Source organism: Streptomyces albipurpureus, assembly GCF_023701525.1.
GTDB lineage: Bacteria > Actinomycetota > Actinomycetes > Streptomycetales > Streptomycetaceae > Streptomyces > Streptomyces albipurpureus.
Genome location: NZ_JAMQAW010000026.1, coordinates 90,610 through 103,205, shown reverse-complemented (window position 1 = coordinate 103,205; position 12,596 = coordinate 90,610). Strand labels below are relative to the sequence as shown.

Below are 12,596 nucleotides of genomic sequence, written 5' to 3'. Positions count from 1 at the left end.
GCATGAAGAGCTTCGACTGGACCGTGATAGGGACGGACCTAGGGCCGCTGTTGCTGGCCGCCACCGAGAACGGCTTGGTCAGCGTGGCCTTCCATGCCGACCAGGCCACTCAGGGCAAGGCGCTGCGCGAGCTGTCAAGCCGGTTGGGCGCCGAGCCGGTGGCTGACGCGACGGGTCTGCTGGTCGAGCCGGTCAGGCAGCTTGAGGCCTACTTCTCGGGTGAGTCGCATGACTTCACACTGTCGCTCGATTGGTCCCTTTCTGGTGGGTTCAACCGGGTAGTGCTCCGGGAGCTGGCCACCGGGGTCCCGTACGGCACCGTCGTGGCGTACGGGGACCTGGCCGCCCGGGTTGGCCAGCCCGGAGCCGCGCAGGCCGTGGGCGCCGCGATGGGCTCCAATCCGCTGCCGGTGGTCGTGCCCTGCCACCGGGTGGTGGAGAGCGGCGGAAGGCTGGGGGGATTCAGCGGCGGGCTGGAGACCAAGCGGAAGCTGCTGGCGCTGGAAGGCGTTCTCCCGGAGCCGCTGTTCTGAGTGAGCCCAGGCCTCCCGGCCAGGCGCTGGCACCCGCCTGCCTTCTTACCGCCCGCCTCCCTCCCTGGCGTTCCTGCCGCCCTCGGGCGCGGCTTCGCTCACCACCCGTGCGTCCCGACAGGGGCCGAGCCCCGCGCACGGCTGACGCGAGACCGGAGATCGCCAGCGGCCTCTCCGGGCCGGTGATGCCGCTCCCGAGCCTCCCGAGCTGGCATATCCCAGGGTCATGTGAGTACCAGGATTCCGCGAGCTGACAGACTGCGCGGGTGAGCATCAGTCCTGATCTACCTGACATATCCGGCGCCTCTGAGCCCGAAGGCGTCCCAGCAGAGCCGGCCCGCGCGGCGGCGGGTCCCGTCACAACGCCCGGCCTCTCCGTTGAAGCTCTGCCCGCGCTGCGGCGGCGTATCACCGCCGTTCTCGTCATCAGCCAGATCCTGGGTGGACTCGGTGTCGCCATCGGTGTGGCGCTGGCCGCGGTACTCGCCGAGCAGATCAGCGGGACCGAGGCGCTGGCCGGGCTCGCTCCCACCTCGACCGTCGCCGGGACCGCGCTGCTCTCCATGCCGCTGGCCTCGCTGATGGCCTCCCGCGGCAGGCGCCCCGGCCTTGTCCTCGCCTATGTCATCGGGGCCTTCGGTGGGTGTGTGGTGGTGCTCGCCGCCGTGGTGGAGAACTTTCCGCTGCTGCTCGCCGGTATGACCGCATTCGGCGCCGGTTCCCTGGCGACTCTCCAGGCCCGCTTCGCCGCCGCCGACCTCGCCGTGCCCGAACGACGGGGGCGGGCCATCTCCAATGTCGTGTGGGCGACCACGGTCGGAGCTGTGCTCGGCCCCAACATCGCCGCACCCGCCGGCCGCAGCGTCTCCGGTCTGGGGATTCCCGCCGAGGCCGGACCCTTTGTCTGGGCGGCCGGTGTGTTCCTCCTCGCGGCCCTCCTGGTGCACTTGCTCCTGCGCCCCGACCCGCTGCTGGCGGCCAGGGCCCTGGGGCCGACCGAGCCTTCGCCCCGAGGGCGCTCGCTGCGATCGGGGATCGAGGCCGTACGGCAGTCACCGATGGCCAAACTCGCCCTGGTCACCGTCTCGGTGTCACACACCACCATGGTGGCCATCATGTCGATGGCGCCGGTGGCGCTCAGCCACCATGGAGCGGACATCGAGTTGATCGGCCTGGTCATCAGCGGGCACATCGCGGGCATGTACGCCTTCTCCCCCGTCATGGGCTGGCTGGCGGATCGATTCGGCAGGATTTCGGTCATCGGTCTCGCGGTAGGGCTGCTCGCGCTCGCGGCACTGTTCGCCGGCGGGGCCGGACCGAGCCACACCCAGCTCGCCCTCGGACTGTTCCTCCTCGGACTCGGCTGGTCGGCCGGTGTGGTGTCCGGATCGGCACTGCTCACCGACTCTGTGCCGGCCCCGTCGCGCGCCGCCGTGCAGGGCCTCTCCGACCTGGTGATGAACACGGCCGCCGGCATCGGCGGGATCTGCGCCGGACTGATCGTCGCGCAAGCCGGCTACGGCTGGCTGAACGCGGTCGGTGCCTGTCTGCTCCTTCCGATGGCCGCGCTGGCGATCCGCCGGGCCATGCGCTGATGCACGGCCTACCGAGGCCGGAGAGCGCAGTGCACCCCTCGCTCGACACCGACCGAGCGGCCTAGACTAGGCCCCCTTCCCGCACCCCCGAGCGCCCGCTGACTGCTTCGCTCCCCGGTTTGCACCGGCCACGAGCCAACGCACCAGCCGCCGGTTCAGCCGCCGAGGGAGCAGCCCCCGTCACCAACTCCACCGCTGTGGGCGCAGGCCAGGGGGCTGTGACCGATGGTCGGCTCCGGCGCACCCCTGACACCCGGTTCCTCTCGACGCCGGGCGCGCGCAGAACCGTGTTTGGAGAGCGCGCCCCGGTGCCAGGGATGGGACATGCTGCTCACCGAAGTGACCGAAGAAGTAAGGGAAGCACTCGCCGCCAACCGCCCCGTGGTGGCCCTGGAGTCAACGATCATCGCCCATGGCCTGCCGCGTCCACGGAATCTGGCCGTCGCAGCGGAGTTGGAGGGGTTGGTACGGTCCGGCGGCGCGATCCCCGCCACCATCGCCGTCATCGATGGACGGATCAGAATCGGCCTGGACAAGCTCCAACTGGAGCGGGTCGCCGAGGACGACAGCGTACGGAAACTGGGTCAGCGGGACCTCGCACCCGCGCTGGCGACAGGGGCCAGCGGGGCCACCACGGTCTCCGCGACGGCGTTCCTCGCCGCCCGCGCCGGAATCAAGGTCTTCGCCACCGGCGGGCTCGGTGGCGTACACCGTGAGTGGACCCGTGACCAGGACGAGTCAGCGGATCTGCGGGTGCTGGCCAGCACGGGTATCACCGTGGTGTGTGCCGGGGTGAAATCGGTCCTCGACGTACCGGCGACGCTCCAACGCCTGGAGACACTGGGGGTGGGAGTGGTCGGCTATCGGACGGAACACTTCCCCGGGTTCTACCTCTCCTCCTCGGGACAGCCGGTGGACTGGACGGTCCACTCCCCTGAGGGCGTGGCGGAGGTGATCCATGCCCGCGAGGCGCTCGGTCCTCCGGAGTCCGCGTTGATCGTCGCCAATCCGGTGGCCGAGTCGGAGCAGTTGGATCCCGGACTGCATGACCGCGTGCTGGGTGAGGCACTGGACGAATGCCGCGAGCGGGCGATCACGGGGCAGTCGGTGACCCCGTTCCTGTTGGATTTCCTCACCCGCGAGACCGGTGGCGCGTCCCTGGAGGCCAATGTCTCAGCGGTACGGGGCAACGTACGGCTGGCGGCCCAGATCGCTGCGGCACTATGAGCTCAGGAGGCACCGACGAGAAGGGCGGCACCGCGGTGGACGAGGTGCCGTCCCACAGGACGGGCGGCCGACAAGACCCCCGAGCGGCCCTCTCCGTCGGCTCACCCGAGCCCTCCGCCCTCCTGGTCATCGGAGAGGTGGTGACCGATGTGCTGGCCCGCCACTCCACGGACCTGGTCAGAGGCACCGACACCGCCGCCCGCATCAGCATCCTCCCGGGTGGCGCCGGAGCGAATGTGGCCTGCTGGGCGGCGTACTGCGGGGTGGCGGACGTACGGCTGCTGGGACGCGTCGGCCCTGATGAGACGGGTTGGCATGAGTCAGTGCTCCGGTCGGCCGGAGTGCGCCCGCTGTTGATCAGGGACGCCGAGGCCCCAACCGCGACCGTCATCGTCCTGATTGACGCAACCGCCGAGGGAACACTGCTCTCGGACAGCGGGGCCGCGCTGCGTATCGGCCCTGAGGACTGGTCTCCGTCGCTTCTGGACGGCGTGGGACATCTCCATCTGTCCGGCTATCTCTACTTCTCCGATACCGGGCGCCGACTAGCCCGTGTGGCCACGCAGTCAGCCCGAAGCCGCGGGATCTCGGTGAGCGTGGACCCGGCGTCTGCGGGGTTCATCGAGGCGGTGGGCGTGGACCGTCTACTGAACGCATACGGGGATGTGGATGTCCTGATCCCCAACGCCGACGAAGCATGTCTGCTCACCGGGCTACCCGATCCGACCGACGCCACCCTGGCCCTGAGCGGACTCGTGCCGCTGGCAGTGGTGACCCTGGGTGCGAAGGGGGCGTTGGTGGCCGGTTCAGGTCAGTTGATCGCCTCGGTGCCGCCCCATACGGCCAGGTCCCTGGACTCGACCGGGGCGGGAGACGCCTTCACCGGGGCGTTTCTGGCCGCCCGGCAATCAGGCGCGGACGCGGCGAGGGCGGCGGCAGCGGGCTGCCGCGCGGGAGCACAGGCAGTGACAGTGGTCGGCGCCCGTCCACCACGGAAGGCCCCCGCGGCTTCGCCCCGGCAGCCGAGGTGAGGTCGCATCCCACCGTGACGCGCACGAGGTCAGAGTGATGTGTTGGCGCGGCTCACTCAGAGAAAGAGCACATCAATCAGCTGATACGGAACCATGAAGAGGCCCAGCACCAGGAGCGGAAGCCCCAGGCCAAGAAATCCGATCGTTCGGAACACCCAACTCCACAGGGGAAGGGCGACCACACTGAACTCCGGGCGCTGCGGGTCGTAGGTCACCTGGACCCGTTTGGGGACACCATCGACGAAGAAGGGTTTCCACGGGAGTACGACCCTGCGTTTCCTGCCCTCGACGTCGATGTAGGAGAAGAGCTTCTCCTTGCCCCGCTTTCCATGGAACGTCGCCGTCGCAGTGATGCCGCGCCGGCTCAACACCACCCGGTCATAGAGGTTTCGGCCGGCGATCGCCGCTACGGACACCCCGAGGAACAGGGGCATGAATCCCAGCCCCCAGCTCAACTGGTTGGTCATGTCACCCAGGAGGAACATGGTCACCAAACCCGTTGCGTAGGTGCCCACGCAGACCAACAGAATGGTCTTCATCGAACGGTCCATCGCCCCCCAGCCGGTGGCAGCCGATCGAGGGAGTACCTCAACGAGTCGCTTGCCGTCTCGATGGGGTGTGTGACCCTGCACCGGCAGCGCACCGTTGACGGCGTCCGCGAAGGCGGCCACCGCGCGTTCGTTGCGGCAGTCGATCCGGTAGACCGTGCCCAAGGTCCCCTCAGCCGCGGTCAGCACCACCTCCACCGAACGCTGGCCGGCCGCGCCAACCCGTATCTCTCGCACTGCCTTCAACGGTATCCGTCGTCGGACACCGCGCTGCTCCAGCAGAATCGCCCCGCCTTCCAGCCAGAGGCTTTCCGAACGACCCCGGAGAGCCACCGACGGCAGACGAGGTGGCACTGGATTGCTGGTCATGGCCGAAACCTAAGCAGCCCCATCCCCTGACCCGCAAGATCCAACGGTGCACGGCGGCCGCACAACTCCGGCGCGGCCGAACCCACTCGGTGCGCACAGCCGGCTCCGGCTTGTCAGAAGTCCCCGCCGAATCCGCTCCACGCGGGATGGCGCAGGTCATCCACCGACACCACCGCATCGGCCGACTCCACCGGGCCCACCTCCTCCTCGTACCGCTGAAACGCGGGCAGTGTCCACCGCTCGGCCGCCGCCGTACGCCGCGCCAACGCCCCGGGCGACAGCCTCAGATGCAGGGTGAGATCGAAGGGGAACCAGTGCCCCAGCAGAAACGGGCCGTAGAGCAGCAACACACCGCCCTCGGGAAGGGCGACCCGCGGACTACGGGTCGCCCTGTCCCTTGAGGGGTCCCAGAGATCCGGCAGCACCAGTCCACTGCCGCCGGTCTCCAACGGCCCGAAGACCTCCCGCCACAACGCCCCGGTGTCAAACCAGCCGTTGTAGTACGCATCGGGATCGGTGCGCCCGTACTCATAGCGCAACGACGCCGGACGGAGAAAACCGGCCGTGCTGACGGCCAGCACGCTCCGTCCCCGCAGCCTCAGCGCGTCCCCGACCCGAGCGGCCAAGTCTCCGACACCTGCGTCAAAGGACCCGTCCAACCCGATGCAGAACCAAGGACCGCTCTTCTCGGCCGAGGTACGCGTGGTCTGGTCCACCACGGCGTCGGTCAGTCGCTCCCAGGTGATCGCTTCGAGTAGCACGAGTCAATCATCGTCCAACCATCCATCGATCCGTAGCGAAGAGGGGTTCCTACTCCCCCAGACACGTTGGCGGCTCGGCGTCCACCGAGAGCGGACTGCCCTGGGGCAGCAGATACGTCACATACAGCACCACCGGCTCGCTACCGGCGTTCCGTGCGATGTGGCGGTGCTCAGCGCCGGACGGTTCTATGAACGCCGACCCGGCGGGGGCCACCTCGACGGAGCAGTCCTGGAGCGTGCGAGTCAAGGTGCCCGACTTCACGACGGCAAGGAGTTGGCCGTGGTGGTAGTGCCATCCGGTGGAGTCGCCCGGGGCAATGGTGATCGTCCGGACGATCACATCGGTGCGGCCTTTGGCCTTGATCTTCAAGGTCCCCTGGGAGACTCCGCGCGCCAGTACCGTGCCCGCAACACCACTGCTGGCAACGCCGTTGCCCGCCGTGGCACTCGCCGCCGACGGCGCCGTTGGTAACGCCGTCAAGCAGCCGTCCATCACCATGGCACCGCGCGCCCGCCCGTGACGTGCACCGTTTCCCAGCATGTCCTCGAACCCCATGAAAGCCTCCAACTCCTCTGCCCGGGAGGATGTGGCTGTGCTCACCCGTCCGTCCGGGTGCCTCGCCAAAGGACGTCACGCTATTCGAGAAGGAGCAGTCCGGAAAGCAAGCGTGGCAACGGACTGGTTGGACGGTCGTTCCGCTAGGGCGCGACCAGCGGAAACGGCAGTGGGAAAGGAGCGGGTCCGAAGGCGTAGCCGGCCTCCGGACCCTTTGATTCCACCCATGTGGCACGCCGGCACGCTTGAGGACCCGAGTCAGTCGTTATGTCGTCGCGTCCTGCCTTTGGACCACCGCACATCGAGCTGTGCGGACCGGACTTGAACCGGCATTTCGACGTCCCAGGGCTCGGGCCCGGTCGATCCGGCGATCGGCGGAAAATGCTGAATCTGGAGCAGTAATCTCAGTCTGACGGCGGTCTGCCTCTACCGGACTTGGGCTACCGCGGCCCGTACTGGCTGTGCCGCGGGGAGGATTCGAACCTCCACTGGAACCGCACGATCACGACAAGCCTCAGTCTCAGCTTGCGCTCCTCGCGCACCCCACCCGCATAACCGCGGATGAGGAGTCTTGAGACTATCCGTTCACTCGAACAGATAGCCAAAAACGGCGTCACCCACCCGCTGGTCCGTGACCTCCGCGCCATTGGCTTCCTCGCGCGCGAACTTCACGGCCTGCTGAAGCTTCTCCACCCGCTCCAGCAGTTCGTTCACCCGTCGAGCGGGCAGCGCGCCGGAGAACTTCACCGTCGTCCAATAACCGACCGGAATGTCCTCGTAGTAGACGTCGACCTGCGCCGGGTGCTTCTCCGTCGCCTCCGCCTTCACATGGTTGCGCGGGACCTTCTTCGTCCGCACCGTACGCACGATCTCCGTCTTCCAGGCATCGGTCGACGGGTCCTGCGTCCATGACTCCGAGGCATCGAGGACGGGCAGCTTGCGGATGAAGGTGTTGATGTCCGTCAACTGCTTCTCCAGGAAGAGCAGATAGGCCACGGGCACCTCGCTCACCAGCACCCGCCCGTCAACCGTGACATCGGCCCGAGCGGTGCAGTTCGCCCAATCCTTGGTGGCGGTCACATCAAAGAGCCGAGTCAGCGTCCTCGCCGTCTCGCGCAGCACGTCCTCCGCCTGCACCTGGACCCTGGTCGACTCCGGCGGCAACTGCTCGCCGTCCTCGTCCTTCGGCTGGTAGGTACGCGAGATGCCGGCGAGCAGCGCAGGTTTCTGGAGCCCGTGGTGGGCGGTGGTCAAGTCCTGGTGCGCCTTGGACTTGACGCCCTTCTCCACTGCGATGATCTGATTTAGTTTCGCCACGTCGATCAAGGTATCAAGACCGTCGTGAGCGCTCGAACGATTATTCCGATCCCCATCGGATCATCGTCATTTCTCCATCGCCCGGGCCGTCATCCGCGGCCAACCACCCTCTCGCCCCTTCAACTCAACGCCCTTGGGGAGCAAGCACCATGGAGACAGCCGTCATCGCCGTCATCGGCACGCTGCTCGGCTCGGTGGTCACCCACTTCTTCCAGCGCCGGACTACCGAGCGCGCCGCCGAACTGTCCCGCGCCGAACAGTTGCGTCAGGAGCGGATCTCCGCGTACAGCGCCTTCGCCGGGGCGCTCGTCGACTACCGAAGGGGACAGAACGACCGCTGGCACCGCGCTCAGCAGACGCCGGGCAGCCCAGCCGCCGAAGAGGCGCGGATCGACTCGTACCGGTTGCGTTCAAGCGCCCATCAGGCATTGATCCGAGTCCAGTTGGTGTGTGACGACGCTCAGGCACTGGAGCTTGCGGCAGCCGCGTTCGAGGTGACGAACTGCATGCATGAGGCACCCGATGAGGACGATCGCTCACAGCGCTCGGAGCAGGCCCGCGAGACCCTCTCGGAGTTCATTGGTGCAGCCGCCCCGAGCGTCCGCTGAACACCCGGGGCCAGGGCTTGTGCCGGACCGGTGACCGGTGCTGAACCGGGGCCCGCCACTGGCCGGTCTCCAGCTCAACGCCGTAGTGAGGCTCAATGCCGTAGTGGCAGGTCTCCTAGGCCTCCGCGCGACGCGCTCGGCGGTAGAGCAGGGCCCCGCCAAGCATCAGGGCCGCACCGGCGGGAACGACATATCCGATTCCCCCCGCGCCGGTGTGGGCGAGGGCGCCCCGCGGCTTGGTGTCGTCAGGGGTGTCCGGGGTGTTGGGCCTCTCCACAGGTCGGTCCACCGGCTTCTGCGTCGGCGGAGGCTTCGGCGTGGTGATGGGCGGGGTCACCGGCGGGGTCACGGGCTTCACCGGCGGGGGCGGCTTGGGGCCAGTCGGCTCAGCCGGCCCGTTCACCGAGGTGTTGCCGAAGGCGGGATTGCCGATGCCGACGACGTTCAGAGAGTTTCCACTGAGGTTGACCGGCAGATCGACCGGCAGCTGGACACCATTGCCGGAGATCACTCCGGGTGAGCCCTTGGTGATGCCGTTGGCCACCGAACCGCCGGAGTTCTGGCTGCCGGGCGTCTGCCCGCCGGGGGCGGTGGCGCCGCCCTTTGAGGTGTTGGCGCAACTGTTGCCAGCGGCCGGGTTGAGCAGCCCCACCACGTTGACGGTGTTGCCGCAGAGGTTGAGGGGAACATGAATCGGGAGCTGCACCGTGTTGCCCGCGATCACTCCCGGAGAGCCGACCGCACCACCGTTGGCGATCGAGTCCGCGCTTGCGTGTCCCGCCAGTGCAAGCGCGCCACCCGTGAGCATCACGGTGGCGAGCCCCTTTCGATGAATCTGCCTCATCGGGTCCTGCCTTCCGGAGAACTTCTCGGGCACTCGCCCGCACCCCGGACAACGATGCCCAAAGGGCGTTCGGATCCCACTCTGGGTGCCTTTCACCCCTTTGAGTGTTCGCCTGTTCGAACCGGCCTCACCCGTCCCGGTCAGCGTCCGGCATCGCTATCAGCCGTACTTCTGGATTCGCTCACCCTCTCGACGCTCGATCAGAGCAGGTAGTTCCGAGCCGAGTTCGGCGACAATGGTGGGCACGTCGAGGGTGAGCAACTGGCGATCCCGCATCAGAACGCGACCGTCGACGATCGTGGTGCGGACATCGCTGGAGCGGGCGCTGTGCACCAGGGTGGCTGCGTGGTCGTGCGACGGCTGGGTGTGCGGGCCGGTGAGATCCACCAGGATGAGATCGGCCCGTCGCCCGGGGGTGAGCGCACCGATGTGTTCGCCAAGGCCGACCACCCGGGCGCTCTGGGTGGTGGCGTGGTCCAGGGCCTGTCGAGCGGTGAGCCACGAGGGATCGTTCTCGGCCGACTTCTGTACGAGGGCGGTGAGCGTCATGCTCTCCCACACATCGAGGGTGTTGTTCGACGCGGCGCCATCGGTGGCCAACCCGACCGGGACACCGACCGCTGCGAGCCCCCGTACCGGTGTGGTGCCCCAACCGAACTTCAGATAGCCCCGGGGCGCGCTCGCCACACCGACCCGGCCTGGGGCGCCCCCGAGGATCTCAAGGTCTTCCGTGGTGATGCCGGTGCCATGTGCGATCAGCAGATCCCCGTCGAGCAGCCCGGCCCGGTGAAGGACCTCGATGGGGGTCTGCCCGTGTTGCTCCAGGCTGGCGGCGGTCTGGGCCGCGTTCTCCGCCGCGTGGACATGGACGAGGAGGCCGTGTTCGCGGGCGAGTTCCGCCGTCGCCGCCAGATCCATGTCGTTCACGGTGTACGGGGCGTGGGGCGCGAGCGCGGTGGTGATGCGCCCCTCGGCCGCGCCGCGTAGCCGCAGGGCGAAGTCAAGGGATCGCTCGCGCCCACCGGATCCCTGACTGGAGAAGTAGGCCCAGCCGAGATTCGCTCTCAGCCCGCTCTCGGCGACCGCGGCTGCGACCTGATCCATCGAGAAGTAGTGATCGGCGAAGGTGGTCACGCCCGCCCGGATCATCTCGGCGCACGCCAACCGCGCCCCGAGTTCCACGAGGTGATCGGTGAGGTTGGACTCGATCGGCCAGATCCAGTCGTTGAACCACTCGTCGATGTCCATGTCCTCGGCGATGCCCCGTAGCGCCACCATGGGCGTATGGGTATGGCAGTTGATGAGGCCGGGCATCGCGAGTTGTCCCCGCCCATCGATCCACTCGATGGGCGCACCCGCCGGGGTGCCGCCCGTGGAGCCGGTTTCCGGCACCGAGGTCGGTGCTTCTGGTGCCCCGGATGGTGGGGCGGCATCCGCCCTACCCCTCTGAGCACCGGTGACCTGGTACGAGACAGCCCCGCTGGCGGCGCGGGCGGTGATCGATTCGATCAGGCCGTGCCGTAGGGAGATGACCGCGTCCTCGATGAACTCGATCTGCCCGTCGTGGTCATGCACCAGGGCGGTGCACCCCTTGATGATGACTCTGCCCATCCGACCCTCCTGGTCTGGTCTGCTTCGACACGGATGGGCGGGCTGTCCGCCTTTTCCGTTGGGTGAAGTGGGGTACGGGAGCCGGCTCGACCGGTCGGTTCGGCCGGGTCGCTCAGTAGCGCACGGGAAGCGCCAGCAGCCCCCGGGTGCGGATGGACGGACGCCAGCGCAGGGCGCTCTCCTCAGTGTCGAGTGCCAGCCGAGGAAACCGCTCAAGCAACGCGGTGAGCGCGATCTCCGTCTCCAGCCGGGCCAGATGCGCGCCGAGGCAGTAGTGCAGACCGTGACCAAGGGCGACATGGCCTTGTGCGTCGCGATCCAGGTCGAGTTGGTCGGGGTCGGGGAACCGGTTCGGGTCACGGTTGGCCGACGCCAGGGAGACCATCACCGTCTCGCCCGCCGGTACGGTCACTCCACCGATGGTCAGGTCCTCGATGGGGAAGCGCCGAATGCCCAGCAGCGCGGGTCCTTCGTACCGCATGAACTCGTCGACCACTGCGGCGATCCTGGACGGGTTCTCCCGCAGCTCAGCGAACTGCCGGGGGTTGCGGAACAGGGTCAGTACCGAGGTGCCGATGAGTTGGACGGTGTTCTCGTATCCGACGAAGAGGATCAGAAAGGCGAGCGAGGTCAGTTCGTCCTCGCTGAGGCGGTCGCTTCCGTCCGCGCCCGGCTCGTCCCGAACCGCGATCAGCGCGGAGAGCAGGTCATCGCCCGGTTGTGCGCGTTTGTGTTCCAGCAGGGTGGAGACATAGGCGATCAGGCTTCCGACGGCCTCTTTGGCGGCCTGAGGTCGTGCGGGGTCCGGAAGCACGAGTGCGTCCGTCCAGTCACGAAAGTCCCGTCGGGCCTCCCGGGGTACGCCGAGCAACTCGCAGATGGTGTGGATGGGCAGGGGCGCGGCGTAGGAGACCACCAGATCCGTCCGGTCACGGGTCGCCATGGCGTCGAGCAGTTCGTCGGCAATGCGCCGGACGGGTTCCCTCAACCGCTCGATCCGCCGTGCGGTGAACGTCTTGGTGACCAGGCGCCGGATCCGAGTGTGGTCCGGCGGGTCCATGTTGAGCATGTTTGCGTCAAGTGCGGGTGGCAGTCGAAAGCCGCGGTATCCGCCGGGGGTGGCATGTCTCTTGTCCAGGGACAGCCGTGGGTCGGCAAGTGCTTCCCGTACGTCCTCGTAGCGGGTGACGATCCAGACGGGCAGTCCGTCCGGGCCCACGATCCGGTGTACCGGTGCGGCCTCGCGCAGCTTGTCGTAGACGGGGTAGGGGTCTGTCAGGAGTTCGGACGTGCGGTCGTCGAGGGTCATGTGGATTCACCTTAGAGAGGGCGCTCTGTCCTCCTGGCCGAACTGAGTGGCCCAAGGACGGCTCGCCATCAAATCCCGCCGTTCTGGGCCGAATTCCCTCCCCGAGGTCAATCGCTCACCGAGGGGTTTCGGAGGCTCGTAGGAGGAGTGGGAAGGGTGGAGGTGTACGGGGAGCAGGAGCGGCCACTGGCTCTCGGGCCCAGCGGCCGCTCCATCGGAGTGCCTCACCCTGAACACCTGGATGCCGGATTACTCGAACGCCGGAATGCCTCAACGCCTGGATGCCG

General features: G+C 67.9%; 12 protein-coding genes. 5 read left to right on the top strand and 7 right to left on the bottom strand.

Features of this window, described 5'->3' with window-relative positions; translation table 11 throughout:
* Nucleotides 1-2 precede the first annotated feature (2 nt).
* From NBG84_RS21455 to NBG84_RS21440, 4 genes are all read left to right on the top strand, one after another.
* Nucleotides 3-533, top strand: a complete 531-nt coding sequence (locus tag NBG84_RS21455) for a methylated-DNA--[protein]-cysteine S-methyltransferase (RefSeq protein WP_250921170.1) — start codon at nt 3-5, stop codon at nt 531-533.
* Between the two features lie 386 nt (nt 534-919).
* Nucleotides 920-2,128, top strand: coding sequence for an MFS transporter (locus tag NBG84_RS21450; protein ID WP_250921235.1), 1,209 nt, complete (start codon nt 920-922; stop codon nt 2,126-2,128).
* A 324-nt stretch (nt 2,129-2,452) separates the two neighbouring features.
* On the top strand, nt 2,453-3,355 hold the full coding sequence (locus NBG84_RS21445) for a pseudouridine-5'-phosphate glycosidase (RefSeq protein ID WP_250921169.1): 903 nt from the start codon (nt 2,453-2,455) through the stop codon (nt 3,353-3,355).
* Complete coding sequence (locus NBG84_RS21440) at nt 3,352-4,386, top strand: carbohydrate kinase family protein (RefSeq protein WP_250921168.1); 1,035 nt, start codon at nt 3,352-3,354, stop codon at nt 4,384-4,386. The genes NBG84_RS21445 and NBG84_RS21440 overlap by 4 nt, the downstream gene beginning before the upstream one ends.
* 56 nt (nt 4,387-4,442) lie before the next feature.
* On the opposite strand, the gene NBG84_RS21435 is transcribed toward NBG84_RS21440, so the two are convergent.
* From NBG84_RS21435 to NBG84_RS21420, 4 genes are all read right to left on the bottom strand, one after another.
* Entirely contained in the window at nt 4,443-5,303 is an 861-nt protein-coding gene (locus NBG84_RS21435; RefSeq protein WP_250921167.1) for a hypothetical protein, read from the bottom strand.
* A 113-nt stretch (nt 5,304-5,416) separates the two neighbouring features.
* The gene (locus tag NBG84_RS21430) at nt 5,417-6,064 is read right to left on the bottom strand and encodes a nucleoside/nucleotide kinase family protein (RefSeq protein ID WP_250921166.1); all 648 of its coding nucleotides are present in this window, start codon (nt 6,062-6,064) and stop codon (nt 5,417-5,419) included.
* 49 nt (nt 6,065-6,113) lie between these two features.
* Nucleotides 6,114-6,563, bottom strand: coding sequence for a cupin domain-containing protein (locus tag NBG84_RS21425; RefSeq protein WP_250921234.1), 450 nt, complete (start codon nt 6,561-6,563; stop codon nt 6,114-6,116).
* Nucleotides 6,564-7,205: 642 nt separating this feature from the next.
* The gene (locus NBG84_RS21420; protein WP_250921165.1) at nt 7,206-7,937 is read right to left on the bottom strand and encodes a DUF7873 family protein; all 732 of its coding nucleotides are present in this window, start codon (nt 7,935-7,937) and stop codon (nt 7,206-7,208) included.
* Nucleotides 7,938-8,086: 149 nt separating this feature from the next.
* Between NBG84_RS21420 and NBG84_RS21415 the strand changes: the two genes are divergently transcribed.
* Entirely contained in the window at nt 8,087-8,545 is a 459-nt protein-coding gene (locus NBG84_RS21415; RefSeq protein ID WP_250921164.1) for a hypothetical protein, read from the top strand.
* 115 nt (nt 8,546-8,660) lie between these two features.
* Here NBG84_RS21415 and NBG84_RS21410 read toward each other — a convergent pair whose 3' ends face one another.
* The 3 genes from NBG84_RS21410 to NBG84_RS21400 form a co-directional block, all read right to left on the bottom strand.
* On the bottom strand, nt 8,661-9,389 hold the full coding sequence (locus NBG84_RS21410; RefSeq protein ID WP_250921163.1) for a chaplin: 729 nt from the start codon (nt 9,387-9,389) through the stop codon (nt 8,661-8,663).
* Between the two features lie 159 nt (nt 9,390-9,548).
* Complete coding sequence (locus tag NBG84_RS21405) at nt 9,549-11,000, bottom strand: amidohydrolase (RefSeq protein WP_250921162.1); 1,452 nt, start codon at nt 10,998-11,000, stop codon at nt 9,549-9,551.
* Nucleotides 11,001-11,112: 112 nt separating this feature from the next.
* Entirely contained in the window at nt 11,113-12,309 is a 1,197-nt protein-coding gene (locus NBG84_RS21400; protein ID WP_250921161.1) for a cytochrome P450 family protein, read from the bottom strand.
* Nucleotides 12,310-12,596: the final 287 nt, after the last annotated feature.

Excerpts from the sequence above, each read along its gene's own strand:
- NBG84_RS21455 (WP_250921170.1), top strand. The coding sequence starts at position 3 with ATGAAGAGCTTCGACTGGACCGTGATAGGGACGGACCTAGGGCCGCTG.
- NBG84_RS21445 (WP_250921169.1), top strand. The coding sequence starts at position 2,453 with ATGCTGCTCACCGAAGTGACCGAAGAAGTAAGGGAAGCACTCGCCGCC.
- NBG84_RS21440 (WP_250921168.1), top strand. The coding sequence starts at position 3,352 with ATGAGCTCAGGAGGCACCGACGAGAAGGGCGGCACCGCGGTGGACGAG.
- NBG84_RS21435 (WP_250921167.1), bottom strand. The coding sequence starts at position 5,303 with ATGACCAGCAATCCAGTGCCACCTCGTCTGCCGTCGGTGGCTCTCCGG.
- NBG84_RS21425 (WP_250921234.1), bottom strand. The coding sequence starts at position 6,563 with ATGGTGATGGACGGCTGCTTGACGGCGTTACCAACGGCGCCGTCGGCG.
- NBG84_RS21415 (WP_250921164.1), top strand. The coding sequence starts at position 8,087 with ATGGAGACAGCCGTCATCGCCGTCATCGGCACGCTGCTCGGCTCGGTG.
- NBG84_RS21410 (WP_250921163.1), bottom strand. The coding sequence starts at position 9,389 with ATGAGGCAGATTCATCGAAAGGGGCTCGCCACCGTGATGCTCACGGGT.
- NBG84_RS21405 (WP_250921162.1), bottom strand. The coding sequence starts at position 11,000 with ATGGGCAGAGTCATCATCAAGGGGTGCACCGCCCTGGTGCATGACCAC.
- NBG84_RS21400 (WP_250921161.1), bottom strand. The coding sequence starts at position 12,309 with ATGACCCTCGACGACCGCACGTCCGAACTCCTGACAGACCCCTACCCC.